The sequence below is a fragment of the Rahnella perminowiae genome (assembly GCF_019049695.1).
Lineage (GTDB): Bacteria > Pseudomonadota > Gammaproteobacteria > Enterobacterales > Enterobacteriaceae > Rahnella > Rahnella perminowiae.
In genome coordinates, this window is sequence record NZ_JAFMOT010000156.1 from 25,071 (window position 1) to 42,171 (window position 17,101).

Annotated in this window: 18 protein-coding genes; 9 read left to right on the forward strand and 9 right to left on the reverse strand. The window is 50.1% G+C overall.

Annotated features, from left to right (window positions below; translation table 11 throughout):
* Positions 1–225 precede the first annotated feature (225 nt).
* A complete protein-coding gene (gene pbpG / locus J1781_RS04245) occupies positions 226–1,164 on the forward strand; it encodes a D-alanyl-D-alanine endopeptidase (RefSeq protein ID WP_217233248.1) in 939 nt (312 codons plus the stop codon).
* 191 nt (positions 1,165–1,355) lie between these two features.
* Here the strand turns inward: pbpG and J1781_RS26560 are convergent, their stop codons facing one another.
* A complete protein-coding gene (locus J1781_RS26560; RefSeq protein WP_019105993.1) occupies positions 1,356–1,439 on the reverse strand; it encodes a small membrane protein YohP in 84 nt (27 codons plus the stop codon).
* Between the two features lie 108 nt (positions 1,440–1,547).
* Positions 1,548–2,177: an aspartate/glutamate racemase family protein gene (locus J1781_RS04250; protein ID WP_217233249.1), complete on the reverse strand. Its 630-nt coding sequence runs from the start codon at positions 2,175–2,177 to the stop codon at positions 1,548–1,550.
* Between the two features lie 468 nt (positions 2,178–2,645).
* Here J1781_RS04250 and J1781_RS04255 point away from each other — a divergent pair, with 468 nt between their 5' ends.
* Both J1781_RS04255 and J1781_RS04260 read left to right on the forward strand, forming a co-directional pair.
* On the forward strand, positions 2,646–3,185 hold the full coding sequence (locus J1781_RS04255; protein WP_238483463.1) for a hypothetical protein: 540 nt from the start codon (positions 2,646–2,648) through the stop codon (positions 3,183–3,185).
* Between the two features lie 177 nt (positions 3,186–3,362).
* Positions 3,363–3,953: a Yip1 family protein gene (locus J1781_RS04260; RefSeq protein ID WP_129951942.1), complete on the forward strand. Its 591-nt coding sequence runs from the start codon at positions 3,363–3,365 to the stop codon at positions 3,951–3,953.
* Positions 3,954–4,040: 87 nt separating this feature from the next.
* On the opposite strand, the gene dld is transcribed toward J1781_RS04260, so the two are convergent.
* Positions 4,041–5,732: a D-lactate dehydrogenase gene (gene dld, locus J1781_RS04265; RefSeq protein WP_129990549.1), complete on the reverse strand. Its 1,692-nt coding sequence runs from the start codon at positions 5,730–5,732 to the stop codon at positions 4,041–4,043.
* Between the two features lie 206 nt (positions 5,733–5,938).
* Between dld and phnC the strand changes: the two genes are divergently transcribed.
* From phnC to phnE (J1781_RS04285), 4 genes are all read left to right on the forward strand, one after another.
* Positions 5,939–6,775, forward strand: a complete 837-nt coding sequence (phnC, locus tag J1781_RS04270) for a phosphonate ABC transporter ATP-binding protein (RefSeq protein ID WP_129990548.1) — start codon at positions 5,939–5,941, stop codon at positions 6,773–6,775.
* A gap of 71 nt (positions 6,776–6,846) precedes the next feature.
* Positions 6,847–7,779: a phosphonate ABC transporter substrate-binding protein gene (gene phnD, locus J1781_RS04275; RefSeq protein WP_217139287.1), complete on the forward strand. Its 933-nt coding sequence runs from the start codon at positions 6,847–6,849 to the stop codon at positions 7,777–7,779.
* 158 nt (positions 7,780–7,937) lie between these two features.
* Complete coding sequence (gene phnE / locus J1781_RS04280) at positions 7,938–8,801, forward strand: phosphonate ABC transporter, permease protein PhnE (protein WP_129951935.1); 864 nt, start codon at positions 7,938–7,940, stop codon at positions 8,799–8,801.
* Positions 8,801–9,724 (forward strand): phosphonate ABC transporter, permease protein PhnE, encoded by a 924-nt coding sequence (gene phnE / locus J1781_RS04285; RefSeq protein ID WP_129951933.1) that lies wholly within the window; start codon positions 8,801–8,803, stop codon positions 9,722–9,724. The genes phnE (J1781_RS04280) and phnE (J1781_RS04285) overlap by 1 nt, the downstream gene beginning before the upstream one ends.
* A 68-nt stretch (positions 9,725–9,792) precedes the next feature.
* Here phnE (J1781_RS04285) and J1781_RS04290 read toward each other — a convergent pair whose 3' ends face one another.
* Positions 9,793–10,914: a ribosomal protein uL16 3-hydroxylase gene (locus J1781_RS04290; protein ID WP_129951931.1), complete on the reverse strand. Its 1,122-nt coding sequence runs from the start codon at positions 10,912–10,914 to the stop codon at positions 9,793–9,795.
* A 283-nt stretch (positions 10,915–11,197) separates the two neighbouring features.
* Complete coding sequence (locus J1781_RS04295) at positions 11,198–12,577, reverse strand: NAD-dependent succinate-semialdehyde dehydrogenase (RefSeq protein ID WP_217233250.1); 1,380 nt, start codon at positions 12,575–12,577, stop codon at positions 11,198–11,200.
* A gap of 333 nt (positions 12,578–12,910) precedes the next feature.
* Between J1781_RS04295 and J1781_RS04300 the strand changes: the two genes are divergently transcribed.
* Complete coding sequence (locus tag J1781_RS04300; protein WP_217139285.1) at positions 12,911–13,240, forward strand: DHCW motif cupin fold protein; 330 nt, start codon at positions 12,911–12,913, stop codon at positions 13,238–13,240.
* Positions 13,241–13,313: 73 nt separating this feature from the next.
* On the forward strand, positions 13,314–14,411 hold the full coding sequence (ddlA, locus tag J1781_RS04305) for a D-alanine--D-alanine ligase (protein WP_129990544.1): 1,098 nt from the start codon (positions 13,314–13,316) through the stop codon (positions 14,409–14,411).
* Positions 14,412–14,474: 63 nt separating this feature from the next.
* On the opposite strand, the gene J1781_RS04310 is transcribed toward ddlA, so the two are convergent.
* The 4 genes from J1781_RS04310 to bhsA (J1781_RS04325) all read right to left on the reverse strand — a co-directional run bounded on the left by J1781_RS04310 (position 14,475) and on the right by bhsA (J1781_RS04325) (position 17,027).
* Positions 14,475–15,689: an MFS transporter gene (locus tag J1781_RS04310; protein WP_217159355.1), complete on the reverse strand. Its 1,215-nt coding sequence runs from the start codon at positions 15,687–15,689 to the stop codon at positions 14,475–14,477.
* 243 nt (positions 15,690–15,932) lie between these two features.
* Complete coding sequence (gene bhsA / locus J1781_RS04315; RefSeq protein WP_129951921.1) at positions 15,933–16,190, reverse strand: multiple stress resistance protein BhsA; 258 nt, start codon at positions 16,188–16,190, stop codon at positions 15,933–15,935.
* A 152-nt stretch (positions 16,191–16,342) separates the two neighbouring features.
* Positions 16,343–16,600 carry a multiple stress resistance protein BhsA gene (gene bhsA / locus J1781_RS04320; RefSeq protein WP_129951920.1) on the reverse strand — a complete coding sequence of 86 codons (258 nt, stop codon included), beginning with the start codon at positions 16,598–16,600 and terminating at the stop codon, positions 16,343–16,345.
* 169 nt (positions 16,601–16,769) lie between these two features.
* Positions 16,770–17,027: a multiple stress resistance protein BhsA gene (bhsA, locus tag J1781_RS04325; protein ID WP_129951918.1), complete on the reverse strand. Its 258-nt coding sequence runs from the start codon at positions 17,025–17,027 to the stop codon at positions 16,770–16,772.
* Positions 17,028–17,101: the final 74 nt, after the last annotated feature.

Consider the following 17,101-nt stretch of genomic DNA (forward strand, 5'->3'; position numbering starts at 1 on the left):
CCCCCTGTGTATCCCGAAGGGACGCTTTCTGAGTGTCCCTTTATTTTTTTCAGTGCCGCCTTACGCAAGTGTTCACTTACTCGCCATTACAGAGTCTGCGGGTGCTGGTGACAGACTTTGTGACAAATAGAATTGAAAATTGCGGGTGCTAAGACTATTCGCCTCACTTATAATTCCGCCCGCTGTTACGACATATCTTAATGACAACTTTCTAAATACAGAGCAATGCATGTGAAAATCCGTCTTTTGGTTCTGAGCTTATTAGCCTTAAATACAGGCATGTTGTCTGCCCCGGCCGCCATTGCTGCAAAGCATGAACCGGCCGTCGCCCCGATTGTTCAAATCGCTTCCGGCAGTGCCATGGTGGTGGATCTGAAAAGCCACGAAGTGATTTATTCCCGAAATCCGGATGAGGTGAGGCCGATTGCCTCCCTGACCAAACTGATGACCGCGATGGTTACGCTGGATGCGAATCTGCCACTTGATGAAGTGATCAATATCGATATCAGCAATACGCCGGAAATGCGCGGTGTGTTCTCCCGCGTGAAACTGAACAGTGAAATTACCCGTCGTCAGATGATTCAGCTGGCGCTGATGTCCTCGGAAAACCGTGCTGCAGCCAGCCTCGCAGCGCATTATCCCGGGGGTTATTCTGCATTCATTAATGCCATGAATGCGAAAGCGAAATCGCTGGGCATGACCCATACGCATTACGTTGAACCGACAGGTTTGTCACCACGCAATGTTTCCACGGCGCGTGATTTAACGCGACTGCTGCTGGCTTCCCAGCGCTATCCGCTGATCGGTCAGCTGAGTACCACTGCTGAAAAAACGGCTGTTTTCAGCCATCCGGCGTATGCATTGCCGTTTCGTAATACTAACCATCTGATCACGAATCCGTCGTGGAATATCCAGCTGACCAAAACCGGTTATACCGATGAAGCGGGGCATTGTCTGGCGATGCGTACCACCATTAACGGCAAGCCCGTGACGCTGGTCGTGATGGATGCCTTCGGTAAATTTACGGCTTTTGCGGATGCTAACCGTCTGCGCACCTGGATGGAAACCGGCAAAGCAGTGCCTGTTCCGCAGATTGCCAGGAACTACCGTAAGCAGAAAGAGCAGCAAAAAACCCAGCCTTCGGTCGAAGAGGCAGATGATTGAAATACCCGTCATACTTCAAGCCGCAGATACGTTGGCTGCGCTCAGGCGCCCGAATTACTGACTTGATGTCAGCTCATCGGGACTCCCTGACTTGCCGCCTTTCTGCGACTCGAATTATTTAGGCTATTAATGAAACTGAAAAAGTCCGGTCATGTGCCGGACTTTTGGTTTGCAGGAACGGAATGTGATGATCAGAAAATCAGTTTAAACACCCCTGTCAGGGTCAGTAAGCCGACGATAAAGATGATGGCGATGATCCAAAGAATAATTTTCATATTTTTTCCTTAACATAATCTTCAGTCGTCATCGGCTATCCTGCTAAGCCAATGATATTCCTTATCAGTATAGCGTCTGGCGGTATTTTTGCTTTCTGTATGCCGTTTTCAGATCAGCGCCGCGCGTAAACCACATTCCGGGCTGGTGAGTGGTTTGCCGGTTTGGGTCAGTTGCGCTGCACCGGTCATTGAAGCCTGAGCCAGCACCACGCAGGCCGCGCCTTGCCTATATTCTGCATCTGCCGCCACCGCGATGGCCTGTAAATATCCGGCCAGATCGCCCTGTTTAAACTTTTCCCATGCGCCTGCCACCAGACGGGTTTTAAGCCGTGCCTGCGGATGTCTTTCTACCTGCGCGAATAACTGCCGCGTTGGCTCCAGGGTCGTTTCGACCGCGCACAGTGCGACCACATTGCCTGCCGTTTTCATGGCCTGTTCCGCCAGCGCCCGATCAACACGTAAAACCGGCACGGCGGCGCTTTTACTGGCAAGTGTCGCAGCAGGCCCCAGCGTTGAACAGGTCAGTAAAACGCGATCGGTATTTTCACTCAATGCCAGCAGTACATCCGCCGTCTGCTGAAGAATTTCCGCCGTCAGCCCGCCCGCCTTTTCGGCTGCGGCCAGTAAATCGGGCCGCGAAACATGCCGGAACTGATGCTGATCCAACCCCAGCGCCCGCGCTGTATTTTCAAATACCGCAATATTGCTGTCCGCTGTGTGTAAGCAGGTAATGCGCATACCCTTCTCCTGATGAGTGTCTGCCTCTACGTTAATGATTTTTTAGCCGCGCCGCAGATGTTTTTGCCAGTAAATATTCATCCGTTAATGCGGGCAGGAAATGCCGGGTTCCCTCTGGACGGGTGATGATTTTCGTCATCCGCACCCGCCTGTTGTCCCTTTAAGTTTGGCCTGTTAACGGAAAGCATAACTGGCTATTTTAATTGGTATTTATTCAGCCAGGCAATGCAACTCAGCCATATATAGATACATAAGTAATGACGTATTTATCGAGAAGGAAATTGATTTGAGGTGGTTATTTATCCAGTGCACACTTCACGCAGATTAAGGATTTCTAAACAGGGAACGCTCATGTAAGGGACAACAACGATGTATCAGCTCAGCACACGGACGCTATCGCCCGTCAATCCGACGCTCTATTTTCCTGGCGCCCCTGTGTGGCCGGAAGAATACAAAGGAAAATCATTCATGGAAAAGCTCATGCAAAACCAGATCAACAATATTGAAAAACAGGGAATCAAAAATGGTGAGGAAATCGCCGGGCTGAATCTGCGTGTGGGGAAGGTGGAACAGCAGGTCAGCCAGCTGACCGTAGTGGTTACAGAAACGAATCTCCGTGTCGGAAAACTGGAATACCAGATGGTCACGCTCACCGATGTCGTGACCGATATCGGTGAGCGTGTCGGAAAAACCGAACAGAGCATCGCACGTATCGACGGGCACCTGCTGAGAATTGACGACCATCTGGTGCGGATAGATAAACAGTTTGAACAGGTGGATAAACAGTTTGAGCGAGTGGATAAACAGTTTGAACGAGTGGATAAACAGTTTGAACGAGTGGATGAGCGCTTTGACAAAATAGATCAACGTTTTGTGAAGATTGAAGCTTCAATGAGTGCAATGCAGACAATGTTTTATGAACTCATGATTACACAGACCCGATGGATTATTGGCATGATGCTTGTACTGGTTGGCGTGACGTTTACGGCGGCACGCTATATCCACTAAAGGCGATCTGATGCGGTTAATCACCCATTACACTGTATTGGCCGTGCCAGCAAAACTGGCAATAACGACTATAATATAGACAGGCCGCCACCTTCCTTATGCCCTTGTCTGAACGGCATTGCCGAAGGTTTATCACAGCACGCTGCTGGCGGCTTTCGGCGTACAAGGGGGTGTTTCATGGCTAATCATGTCTGGGGGCTGATATCCAATCCAGGTCCCGAACTGCAACAAATCCAGCGTGAGCGGGAAACCGTTTCACATGTGTATTCACATCATGTTCTGTTAATGGCGCTGATCCCGGTAGTCTGCTCTTTCATCGGAACAACACAACTGGGCTGGAACTTCGGTGACGGCGAGACGCTGAGGGTTTCCCTGTTCACGGCGTCTTATATCGCAGTCGTTTTCTATGTTCTGATGCTTGCTGCCGTTGCCCTTATGGGACGGATTATCTATGGAATGGCGCGTCGTTATGATAGCCGGCCGACACTCAACAGCTGTATCGTCTTCGCCGGCTATGTTGCTACCCCGATGTTCCTCAGCGGGATCGTAGCCCTTTACCCGATGGTCTGGTTATGTCTGTTTGTCGGACTCATTGGCCTGTGTTACAGCGGATATCTGTTATATCTCGGCATCCCTAACTTTCTCAATATCGACCGGCGCGAAGGTTTTCTGTTCTCCAGTTCAACGCTGGCAATGGGTGTTCTGGTTTTAGAACTACTTTTGGCTCTGACGGTGATCATGTGGGGCTATGGAACGCAACTATTCTGAGTATTGATGAGATGAGGTTGCATTGCTCCCTCCCCTGCGAAGGGGAGGGAGGTATTAACCCCTTTCGCAGGGGAAGAGATGAAAGTATCAATCCTGCCAGTTTTTTAGCTTACTGGTTTTCCCGATGCCCGGGTTAAAACTGTTGGTCGGGTCGGCCTGTCGGTAGAATTCTTTCAGATGGGGTTTCGCAATATACAAATGGCCGACGTTATGTTCAGCGGGATATTCCGCACCTTTAGCGTCGAGCAGCGCTAACATTTTGTGTTTCAGCGCCTTGCTGTTTGCGCCTTTTTTGACGATGTAATCCTGATGGAACACATGGCACATGAAATGGCCATAATACAATTTTGCCACCAGTTGACTGTTGATATCTTCCGGCAGTGTTTCAAACCAGTCGCGGTCGTTACGACGCAGCGCGATGTCCAGCGCCAGAATATCTTCCACTTCTTTTTCATGTACTGCGTGATAGCGCACGGCGGCACCAGCGGCGGCGAAGCGGTGCAGGAAAGCTTTTTTGCCTTCGTCGGCAGAACAGATAAAGAAATCCCCCTGACCCTCAGTAAAGAAACGTGTCAGAAAGGTTCGGGCCTCGTCAATGCCGGGGCCGGACATTTTCAGCAGTAAGTGATGTTCAAACCGGTCACGGTACTGTTTCATGCGGGGGGGAAGGTGATTAGGTAAAGCTTTGCTCAGGCATTGCATCACACGGTCACTGAAATTTTTGGGCAGGAATGGAACCTTACTGGCGTGCGCATCGAACTTCCCTTTGGCAGTAAACATGTCCGGCATTTTGTCGGTGCCAAGCTTGTCGATCATCATAAATGTATCTTTACCGTAGACTTCGGTGATATCGAAAATATCCCGATGCATATATTCCCCGGCCACCGGAAGATTAACGAAATCACGCAGGATCTGACGACGTAATTCTGTCAACACCGCAGTGTCATTGGTGCCGATGTAAAAAACCTGCTGTTGTGTTTCTGCCGGAAAGGTATCCAGCCGTACGGCGAAAACGGCCAGTTTACCCGCACAACCGGATGCTTCAAATAAACGTCGTTCATCCGCGTTGAAACGCGATGGTGTATCCGCATCAACTTCGCGGACACGAGAAGCATAATCATGATCCGAGGCCAGGCGCTGATCATGCGTGATATCGGTTTCACGGTAATCGCCTCTTTCGAGACGTGTGAGGATTTCTTCCGGCGTTTCGCCAAGGTTAATTCCCAGATGGTTAATCAGTTGCAATTCACCCTGCACATCGATCTGCGCATACAACGCCATTTCGGTATATGCCGGTCCGCGTTTCACCAGCGATCCGCCGGAATTATTACAAATCCCGCCGACCACCGACGCGCCAATGCAGGACGAGCCAATCACCGAGTGCGGTTCGCGGTTGTAGGGTTTGAGGATCTTTTCCAGTTTGTAGAGCGTGCTGCCGGGAAAACCGATCACCTGATGGCCACCGTCGAGTAACTGGATCTGGTCCAGTTTCAGTGTGCTGAAAATAACAATGTCGCGGTCATAGTCGTCGCCGCTGGGCGTCGAGCCTTCGGTCAGGCCGGTATTGGCGGCCTGCATAATGACAATCTTATCGGCGGCGATACAGGCCTTGAGCAGTTGCCACTGTTGCAGCAGCGTTTGCGGAAAAACCACCGCCAGCGCTTTGCCGCCACCGGAGCGGAACCCTTTACGATAGCGTTCGGTATTGCTGTCGCCGGTCAACACGTGGCGGCTGCCTGCAATCTCTTTCAGCGCGGCGATGAGTGACTGATTATCCATTTCATCTTCCTTTTTTAATGTGATGCCATCTAATCATAGGTTTAAATGATACTTATTAAGTTAAACGTCATTCGGGATATGGGTTAGGTAATTTCACTTAATCTGTTGCATTTTTGTCATGCGCTGTCCATTAAATCGTCATTGATGTGTCATAAAACTCGCGCTTAATGAACGCCAGATAACGAAAGCAACCGAGAGACAGCATCATGGCTCAAGCTCAACTTAAGCTGGCACAGGCTGAATATCCTCAGACCGGGCCACAGCATCTGAACAAGGTTCTGGACGTCAAGGGTCTCGTGAAATCCTACAAATCAGGTCAGCGTGTCCTGAATGACATCAATTTTGATCTCCATGCCGGTGAATTCGTGGCGGTAATTGGCCGTTCCGGCGCAGGTAAATCCACTCTGCTGCATGTTCTCAACGGGACTATCCCGCTCACAGAAGGCAGTGTGGTATGCCATTACGAAAATGGCGAACAGCAGGAACTGGCAGGGCTGACCGGCAAAGCGTTGCGTCGCTGGCGCTCGTGTTGTGGCATGATTTTCCAGGATTTCTGTCTGGTACCTCGTCTTGATGTTCTGACAAATGTGTTACTGGGGCGTCTCAGTCACACCTCAACGTTCAAATCATTTTTTAATCAGTTCGACGACGAAGACCGTGCCCGTGCCATCTCTTTGCTTGAATGGCTGCACATGTTGCCGCATGCGTTGCAGCGTGCCGAAAACCTTTCCGGTGGCCAGATGCAGCGGGTAGCGATTTGTCGTGCGCTGATGCAGAACCCAAAAATTCTGCTGGCTGATGAACCGGTGGCGTCACTGGATCCGAAAAATACCCTGCGCATCATGAATGCGCTGAAAAAAGTCAGCGAAGAGAATATTGCCGTGATGGTCAATCTGCATTCGGTTGAACTGGTGAAAGATTATTGCACCCGCGTTATCGGCATCGCGAAAGGGCAGATTATTTTCGACGGACATCCGGATCAGTTAACTGATGATATTTTGCATCAGTTATACGGTGAAGAGCACGACGCTATAAACAGTTAAATAATAATGTTATTTATTTTTTTGCAGTGCTTATTTCTACTTTCACTCAATCTACACAAGGTCATTATTTCATGAAGAAGTTATTACGTCTGGCAGTCTTCGTAGCAGGTTCTTTTACCGCGATGCACAGCATGGCAGAAGATGCTCCTAAAGAATTAAACTTAGGTATTTTGGGCGGGCAGAATGCCACTCAGCAAATCGGTGATAATCAGTGTGTAAAAGATTTCTTCGATAAAGAATTAAATGTGGATACCAAACTGCGTAATTCATCCGATTATTCAGGTGTTATTCAGGGGTTGTTAGGTAAGAAAGTCGACATGGTATTAAGCATGTCACCTTCATCTTTTGCTTCGGTTTATATTAATAATCCGAAAGCGGTGGATCTGGTGGGCATCGTGATTGACGATACCGACAAATCTCGTGGTTATCACTCCGTTGTTATTGTTAAAGCCGACAGCCCGTATCAGAAATTATCTGACCTGAAAGGCAAATCATTCGGTTTCGCTGACCCGGATTCCACTTCCGGTTACCTGATCCCGAACCAGACATTTAAGAAAGAATTTGGCGGCACCACGGATAATAAATATAACAATTTCTTCTCCAGTGTCACCTTCTCCGGTGGCCATGAGCAGGATATTCTTGGTGTGCTGAACGGTCAGTTTGAAGGTGCCGTCACCTGGGCTTCAATGATCGGCGACCGTGAAACCGGTTATACCTCCGGTGCGTTCAACCGAATGATCCGCATGGACCATCCGGATCTGATGAAGAAAATTCGTATTATTTGGGAATCTCCGCTGATCCCAAATGGCCCGATTTTAGTGCGTAGTGATTTGCCACCGGCATTTAAAGCTAAGCTGGTTTCCGCCATTAAGAAACTGGATAAAGATGACCACGCTTGTTTCGTGAAAGCAGTGGGAGGCAAACAGCATATCGGCGAGACGTCTCTGGCAGAATATCAGCAGATTATTGATATGAAGCGTGAGCTGACTAAAGGCGGTCGCTAACCCGTCATCTTTCACGTTGCAGCGGCGTTGGCTTCCCTCAATCACCCCGGTCACTTACTTAAGTAAGCTCCCGGGGATTCTTTCGGTTGCCGCCTTGCTGCACCATGAAATATTTAGGGTTTAGATTTTAAGATTATCTGCAAACCGGAAATATTATTTTGAACAAAGATTTCAATCGTTATTACCAGCAGATACGCGGTAAACAAAAGCGGGAGGCACTGATCTGGTCAGGGTTGATGCTGTTGTTATATCTGTGGTCAGGCAATGTTTCCGAGCTTAATTTAAAAACTATTTTTTTCTCCGCACCCAGCTTCTTTGATTATATTGGACAGACTGTACCGGTATTACACTGGTCATTATTGTTTGCTGACGGCCATACTGAAGGGTCACTGGCGTATTGGGGATATCGTCTCAATATTCAGCTGCCGCTGATTTGGGAAACTATCCAGCTGGCGTTGTCCTCGACGATATTGTCGACGGCGCTGGCTATTGTGTTGGCTTTTCTCGCCGCCGGTAATACAGATTCGCCTAAATGGGTGAAATTCAGCATCCGTACCTTTGTCGCTTTTCTGCGCACAATGCCGGAACTGGCCTGGGCGGTGATGTGTGTGATGGCATTTGGGGTGGGTGCCATTCCTGGCTTTATCGCACTGACGTTACATACCGTCGGCAGCCTGACCAAATTGTTCTACGAATCCATTGAAACCGCATCGGACAAACCGGTGCGTGGTCTCAGAGCATGCGGCGCGGGCCGTTTGCAGCGTATGCGTTTCGCCATGTGGCCGCAGGTGAAACCCATCTTTTTATCCTACAGCTTTATGCGCCTCGAAATTAATTTCCGCCAGTCGACCATCCTCGGGCTGGTCGGGGCGGGCGGTATCGGGCAGGAGCTGATGACGTCAATCAAACTTGATCGTTATGATCAGGTCAGCATGACCTTACTGCTGATTATTCTGGTTGTGTCGGTGATGGATTTTCTTTCAGGTAAATTACGCAAACGCGTTGTGGAGGGCACTTTCTGATGTTAACTGATGCGCTCGAACCTCATGTCGTCAGCAGCATGAAGCAGCAGCACGGGCATTTGTTTGCCGCGCAACGCCGCTATCTGCGTTACCTTGCGATACTGGCTGTTGTTATTACGCTGTACTATGTCTATTTCTTCAGTTACTTCGGCATTCCCTGGAGTGAAGTGGTGCGCGGCAGCCGTGAAATCGGGCGTTATTTCCTGCGAATGTTTGTCTGGCATGACGTTTCCGAATGGCCGTTTATGTATTATTTTTCGCAAATAGCTATCACACTGGCGATTGTATTTTCCGGCACCATCACCGCATCTTTCCTCGCGTTACCGCTTTCATTCCTCGCGGCGCGTAATGTGATGTCTACGCCGGTTCTCAGACCTGTTTCCATGATTATCCGCCGTCTTCTGGATGTTTTACGCGGGCTGGATATGGCGATCTGGGGGCTGATTTTCGTTCGTGCTGTCGGCATGGGACCGCTGGCAGGTGTGCTGGCGATTGTGATGCAGGATTTAGGCTTGCTCGGTAAACTTTATGCCGAAGGGCATGAAGCCGTTGATCGTTCGCCGAGCCGCGGTTTGCGGGCGCTGGGAGCTTCCCCGTTACAAACACACCGCTTCGGGATTTTCACCCAATCCTTCCCGACATTCCTTGCGTTGTCGCTGTATCAGATTGAATCTAATACCCGCTCAGCCGCCGTTCTGGGCTTTGTCGGCGCGGGTGGGATCGGTCTGGTGTATGCGGAAAATATGCGTCTGTGGAACTGGGATGTGGTGATGTTTATCACCCTGATACTGGTAGTGATCGTGATGATCATGGACAAAATTTCCGCCATGCTGCGCGCCAAATACATTCTGGGTGAAGAAATTGATTTGTTCGCACCGGAAGAGCGAAAAATGAAGCCGCCGGTCGAACTTTACCGCCCGTAGGTTAAGGGCACTAAACAGGCGGCGTCTTCAGGGACGCCGCCTTTTATCGTGACTGAACTCCGGGCAGGTTACGCGTCGAAGTACCAGTAGCCCTGATTCACCAGATCTGTTAACAGAGCGACAAATTCAGGATCCTGCAGGGCAGCCCCCAGTTCTGCTTTACCGATCAGCGTATAGCGGCACAGCGCATCAGCGGCGGCATACCGGGACGTTTCCAGCGGTTCGCCGTTGACAAAGAAACGTTCGCCGACGTTGAGGACTCGCAGGCCACTCAGGCGCACCAGGTTTTCACCCTGCATCAGTGCATCGACAATTTCATGTGATTCGTATGGCGGTTCGGCTGGCGCGATATCCAGTTCATGGCGCGGCGTGGTGGCAAAACGGCCAAACCATTGTTTGAAATCTTCCGGCTGGTTTAACAGCTCAACCATCATCTGGCGTACGCGTTCCAGCTCATACTCTTCCACTTTACCGACGTGGTCACGCAGCGTTAAATCCGGATCGCTGTAATGACTGCCGCCCAGATCGTTTTCCAGCGCGTAGTCAGCAAAGCTGCTGATGAAATCACGGCTGTTAGGGCCACGGAAACCGACGGAATAGTTGAGGGCGGTTTCATGGGTAAAGCCGTCGTGCGGAAAGCCCGGCGGGATATACAGAATATCGCCCGGCTCAAGATCTTCATCAATGATTGGCGTGAACGGATCTACATGCAGTAACGCCGGATGCGGGCAGAACTGACGCATCGGCAAGGCATCACCCACACGCCACCGACGGCTGCCCATGCCCTGAATGATAAAGACGTCATACTGATCGATGTGCGGGCCGACGCCGCCGCCGGGCACAGAATATGAAATCATCAGATCGTCTAAACGCCAGTCCGGCAATACGCGAAAAGGTTTTACCAGTTCAGCCGCAGGCAAATGCCAGTGGTTTACGGCCTGTGCCAGCAATGACCAGCCGGTTTCGCCCAGACCGTCGAAATCTTCAAAAGGACCATTGCTTGCCTGCCATTCACCGTTCTTATGGCTCACCAGGCGGCTGTCCACTTCCGGTTCCATCGCCAGGCCAGCAAGTTCATCCGGACTTATCGGATCGACAAAATTCGGGAAGGCTTTTTTAATAACAACAGGTTTTTTTTGCCAGTATTTTTCGAGAAATTCCGGCCAGTTCAGATTGAGTTCATAAGCCATGTGATTTACCAGTGGGAAGACAAACGGGCCTGATTATAGAGAGGGTACAAGTTACCGCGCTTTGTTGTGGGTCAAGGCTACCCATCATAATTCGAACCGCAGATGCGTTGGCTACGTTCAGTGACCCGAATCACTTACCTGAATAAGCTCATCGGGATCCCTTCACTTGCCGCGTTACCCGGCAAGCCTTGCCCTATTAGGGCCAGCACAAGCGCTGCGCAAAAGCTGAAGTTTTTGTCCTGCAGCCCGAATTATTTTGGGTATAGAACTCTGGTTGAAATATTTATGACTTCGCGGCCAGCACGACCAGTTTCTGGTTCACAAATTCTTTGATACCAAGATCGGAGAGTTCGCGGCCGAATCCGGAGCGTTTCACGCCGCCGAACGGCAGTTCCGCTGCGGTATCTGTAGGTGAGTTGACGTATACCATACCGGTTTCAATCTGGCTGGCCAGCTTACGGGCGCGAGACAAATCGGAGGTGAACAGTGAACCGCCAAGGCCGTAATGTGAGTCGTTGGCCAGTTTCACCAGTTCCTCATCATTTTTCACTACATACACCTGTGCGACCGGGCCAAAGAATTCCTCAAAATAGGCCGGATTATCGCGGGTAATGTGCGTCAGAATCGTTGGCTCAAAGAAGTTGCCCGGATTGTCTGCCACTTTTTTGCCGCCAAAGTGCAGTTTCGCCCCGTGTTTCACAGCATTATCCACTTGTTCACTCAGCGTTTTCACCGCTTCTGCAGAGGACAGCGGCCCCAGCGTGGTGGATGTATCCAGCGGGTCGCCGGTCTTCAGTGCCTTAAAGTGTCCGGTGAATTTTTGAAGGAATTCATCGGCAACTTTTTCATGAATAATGAAACGTTTGGCCGCCGTACACACCTGCCCGGCGTTGGAAACACGAGCCTGCGCACCGGCTTTGGCGGCTTTATCGATATCGGCATCATCGAGTACGGCAAACACGTCATTACCGCCGAGTTCCAGCGTTGATTTCTTCAGCTTAGAGGCCGCCCGTGAAGCCACGACCGCACCGGCTTTTTCCGAACCGGTCAGCGCGACACCCTGAACGCGGTCATCATCAATGATGGCACTGACCTGATCCTGAGAAATAAACAGGTTGGTATAAGCGCCTTTTGGCGCACCCGCTTCGGTAACCAGTTTCTCAAAGGTTTCCGCACAATGGGGAACGATGCTGGCGTGTTTGACCACCACGCTGTTACCGGAGGCCAGATTCGGTGCCAGTACGCGCATTAACTGGTAGAACGGAAAATTCCACGGCTCGACGGCCAGGATCACCCCAATCGGGTGATGCTCGACCCAGGCTTCGCCGAGATCGGATTTATACGGCACAGGTTTGAGGAACTCTTGTGCATTTTCGGCATAGAATTTCGCAATATCCGCGCAAATCTGCACTTCGCCACGACTCTGACCGATAAGTTTGCCCATTTCTACACTGATCACTTCCGCCAGTTCATCAACGCGGGAAGCCATCAGTTCGGATAATTTATGCAGTACTTTAACGCGTTGCTTAATATCGCCCTGACCCCAGTCAGATTTATATAAAGCATGGGCTGCAGAGAGCGCCTCTTCAACCTGCTGATCGTTATGTGTTGGATATTCTTTGATGAGCTTATTGTTGAACGGATTTATTGTCTGATATGGCATGTGTTGCTCCTTGTTTTGTGGCGTGTCGTCGAAAACAACGGCACGTTGGAATTGAGGTGCGTACGCCTTTTGCGTTCTCAACAGAACATTAAGCATAGTCGAAAAAATGTGACCCCTGTCCCACAGACATCTCATGCAACACAACGGTATGACGCGTTCTGTCCTTTTTCTCACTGGCCTTGCCATACGCCTGCTGTCGACTGTCTCTAAGAACAATCGCCTTTACGTAACTTTGCGACTGGCAGTAAATGAATTGTTTTCAGCAAGCGATTGATAAATTTACCGCTCACTTTTATGCTGACTTTCCTTCCCTTTCCCGACACTGAGAAATTCATGAAGCTTGATGCGATTCCGTTTTGCACGACTGACTGGAGTGATGTCACGCCAACGCAACATCCTGGTGAAACCGGCATGGCGCTGTGGCGTACGCAAAAATTTGGCGATATCCGTGTGCGTATCGTTGAATATTCAGCAGGCTATGTGGCTGATCACTGGTGTAGTAAAGGCCATGTTTTGTTCTGCCTTGAAGGGGAGCTTCATACACGCCTTGAAGATGGACGTACGTTCACCTTATCGCCGGGCATGAGTTATCAGGTAGCGGACAATGCCGAAGCACACCGTTCATCTACACCGGTTGGCGCGAAACTGTTTGTTGTTGATTAGTCGTGTTGGTTTATTGCGTGGTTGTTTATAGAAACATTCGCCGTCTGCTGAGGCAGACGGCAAGGAGCAGCAGGTGAGTAAATTACGGGTTGGTATTATTTTTGGTGGTAAATCGGCAGAGCATGAAGTGTCACTGCAGTCGGCAAAAAATATCGTGGATGCGATTGATAAAGAACGCTTTGATGTGACATTACTGGGTATTGATAAGAAAGGGGAGTGGCACATTAATGACGCCAGTAATTACCTGATCAATGCTGAAAATCCGTCGCTGATTGCCCTGAATCGCTCGAATAACCAGGTTGCGCTGATCCCGGGCCAGACCGAGAATCAGCTAATCGAAACCCACAGCGCCAGCGCATTGTCGCAGGTGGATGTCATCTTCCCGATTGTGCATGGAACGCTGGGGGAAGATGGTTCCCTGCAGGGGCTGCTGCGTATGGCAAATATAGCCTTCGTCGGCTCCGGCGTACTGGGCTCCGCCGTCAGTATGGATAAAGATGTCACCAAGCGTTTGCTGCGTGATGCCGGTCTGGCCGTTGCTCCTTTCGTGTGCCTCACGCGAGTGAATCGTCAGAAAAATACCTTTGCCAGTGTTTCGCAACAACTCGGCCTGCCGCTGTTTATCAAACCGGCAAATCAGGGCTCATCGGTGGGCGTCAGTAAAGTCAGCGATGAAGAGAGCTATCAGCGTGCTCTGGATGAAGCATTCAGCTTCGACCACAAAGTGCTGGTGGAGTCGGCTATCAAAGGTCGTGAAATTGAATGCGCTGTATTAGGTAATGATCACCCGCAGGCCAGCGTGTGCGGCGAAGTGATCCTGCATGACGGATTTTATTCCTACGATACCAAATACATCAACGAAACTGGCGCGTCCATCGCTGTTCCGGCTGATTTACCGCAGGAAACCCATGATCGTATCCGCGCCATCGCCTTGCAGGCATTTCAGGTGCTGGAGTGTCGCGGCATGGCACGTGTGGACGTTTTCCTGACAGAACAGGATGAAGTCGTCATCAATGAAATTAATACCTTGCCGGGCTTCACCAATATCAGTATGTATCCCAAACTCTGGGCCGCCAGTGGTTTAGGTTACCGTGATCTGATCACGCGCCTGATCGCGCTGGCGATGGAGCAACATCAGCAGAATAATCAGTTGAAAAGCTCGGCTAACTGACCGGCTGGTTTAAGGCAATACGAAGAAGGCAGGGAGGAAATCCCTGCCTTTTGTGTTTTCTGATTACGTCCTGTAGCGCCAGAGTAAGATAACAACGCCGGTCAGACTGGCAAGAGAAATGCTATAAAGCGCGCCGGTTGCGCCGATACTTTCTGCCAGTAAACCGGCGGCGCCGGTGGCTAAACCCGCCACCATAACTTGTCCGCGCCAGGCCAGCGCGCTGGCTGTGGCGACTTGTCTGCCCGTAAAATTTTGCAGCACGCCGAAAGTGCCTAATGCGAACACCACATTTGAGGCCAGGTGAGCACTAAAAATTAACGCCAGACTGACTGCCGGCCAGGCTGACAGGGGGGAAAGCAGAAAGTATCCCCCCAGAAATAACACCAGGCATAACAATATTCGTCTGTTACTGGTGCTGAACTGCCGGAGTTTGTCAGCACTGAGCAGCAGCGGGCCGAATAGTTGCCCGAGGCTGCGGGCAAACAGCAAAGGGAGTGCCAGACCGGTGGTTTCCTCAGGGCGAATTTGCTGCACGAGTGCGGGTAATAATGCCATCGCGGGAGAACCGACAGCAGCGAGCGCCGGTAACAGCAAGATGCTTCGTTTTTGCAGCGGAGAGTAATGTTTCCAATGCAATGGCAGGTGTGCAGGAAAATCAGCCGCCATTGTTTGAGCGTCCCTGACCCGAAATTTTTTCCGGGTGGTCAGAAGCAAAATAGCAGATGCGGCAAAACTCAGCGCATCGAGCAGTAAAATGCACAGCGGCGAAACAACATTGAACAGCAAAACCCCGGCGCCGGTGCCAAGCAAAACCTGCGCAGAAAAAATCAGCGTTTCCATTGCCGTCGCCGCCGGTAACTCCTCAGCGCTTAGCCCGCGTTTGAATAGCAAGGTGAGCGCCGGATAACTCATCCCGCTGAATAACGCTTCAGCAGACTGAATGACCAGCAGTGCGGGAATATGATGTGACAGCAGACCGTACAGTGGAAATACCAGTGCCACCATGCCAAATACTTCAGTCAGGATCAAAATTCGCAGCGGCGACATCTTTCTGCACAAACGTTCGCCCCAAACACTTCCGATAAAGCCGGGCAAGGTTGCCAGCATATAAGCGAAAGTCAGCGTGCCGGGGGAGGCATTCCAGCGCAGCAATTGGCCAAATACCATGACCTGCGTCAGGCCATTGCCCAGAGAGGATAAAATAAAGGCACAACCCAGCAACCGCAGCCAGCAATGGCTGCGAAGTGCGCGTACGAGCGCAATCAATAACGAATTCATTTGAAAGATTCTCATCAGAAATAACACAAACCCCGCCTTGCACGCAGGCAACGGGAGAAGAAAAAATGTTAGTGATGAGAATTCGTTACATTGGGAAGCAGAACCTGAAGGCAAAAGAAGAGGAAAATGTAGCACAAGGTCAGGCGGGCGGGGAAGCTTCCGGGAAATTTTCAGTAACACAGACACGAAAAAGGCGGCAAACGCCGCCTCTTCTGCTTACTGCTTTTTATTGCTTATCACAGCTTATTTATACAGTTCAGCTGTGCCGTACAGGTGGTTATCGCCTGAAGCACCGATGATACGGTAAGAGCTTGCACCGGCTTCGCTGGCTTTAGCATTCAGTTTGTTTTGCAGGCTGCTCAGGCTGTTACCGGATGTTGCACTGACAACACCAATCGGTTGCTGACCTGCCGGCGCTGACTGAACTTCTGTTGCAGCCAGAGTGGAGAATGAAGCGGTTGCCAGTGCGATAGCTGCAAGGGTCATTGTTAAGTTTTTCATGATATTTTCCTCATTTCGTATTTTTAAGCTTTGCCAGGCGTTGTCATCAACGTTCATTTAATGTGCAAAGCTCTCGTCTGTCCGATACAACATCTAGCTTATTAATCGTTAACTAAATGCCGTTTTACCCTAAAATGGCAGGTACTTTATGCTTATTTATACAGTTCAGCAGTACCGTACAGGTGGTTATCACCTGAAGCCCCGATGATGCGGTATGAGCTTGCACCCGCTTCATTGGCTTTGGCATTCAGTTTATTCTGCAGGCTTGATAAATCATTGCTTGAAGAAGCACTTACCACACCAATTGCTTGCTGACCTTCTGGTGCAGACTGAACTTCAGACGCAGCCAGAGTCGAGAAAGAAGCAGTAGCAAGTGCGATTGCGGCTAAAGTCATGGCGATATTTTTCATGGTAGTTTTCCTTTTTATCTGTTTATCAGCAGGTGATTATTCGGTCCGACTGTTATTTATTAACAGTTGATAAGTAAATGTTAGACCGGGATCACATTCTGTGCAACTCATTTATTTATTAATCGTTAACTTATTGTGCGGAACAATCTGCTAACAGCACCTTCAGAACTTATTTGTACAGCTCAGCAGTACCGTACAGATGGTTTTCACCAGAAGCCCCGATGATACGGTATGAGGTTGCGCCAGCTTCAGTAGCTTTTGCATTCAGTTTGGACTGCAATGTACTCAGGTTACCGTTTGAAGAGGCGCTGACAGTACCGATAGTTTGCTCACCTGCAGGTGCAGACTGAACTTCAGTTGCCGCTAAGGTAGAGAAAGAAGCAGTAGCCAGTGTCAGTGCAGCGATTGTCATAGCGATATTTTTCATGGTGTTAATTCCTGTTCTTCAGTTTTTATTTGGGGTGCCTTCTTCAGGAACCTCAGTTTTGGGTCAACGTTATT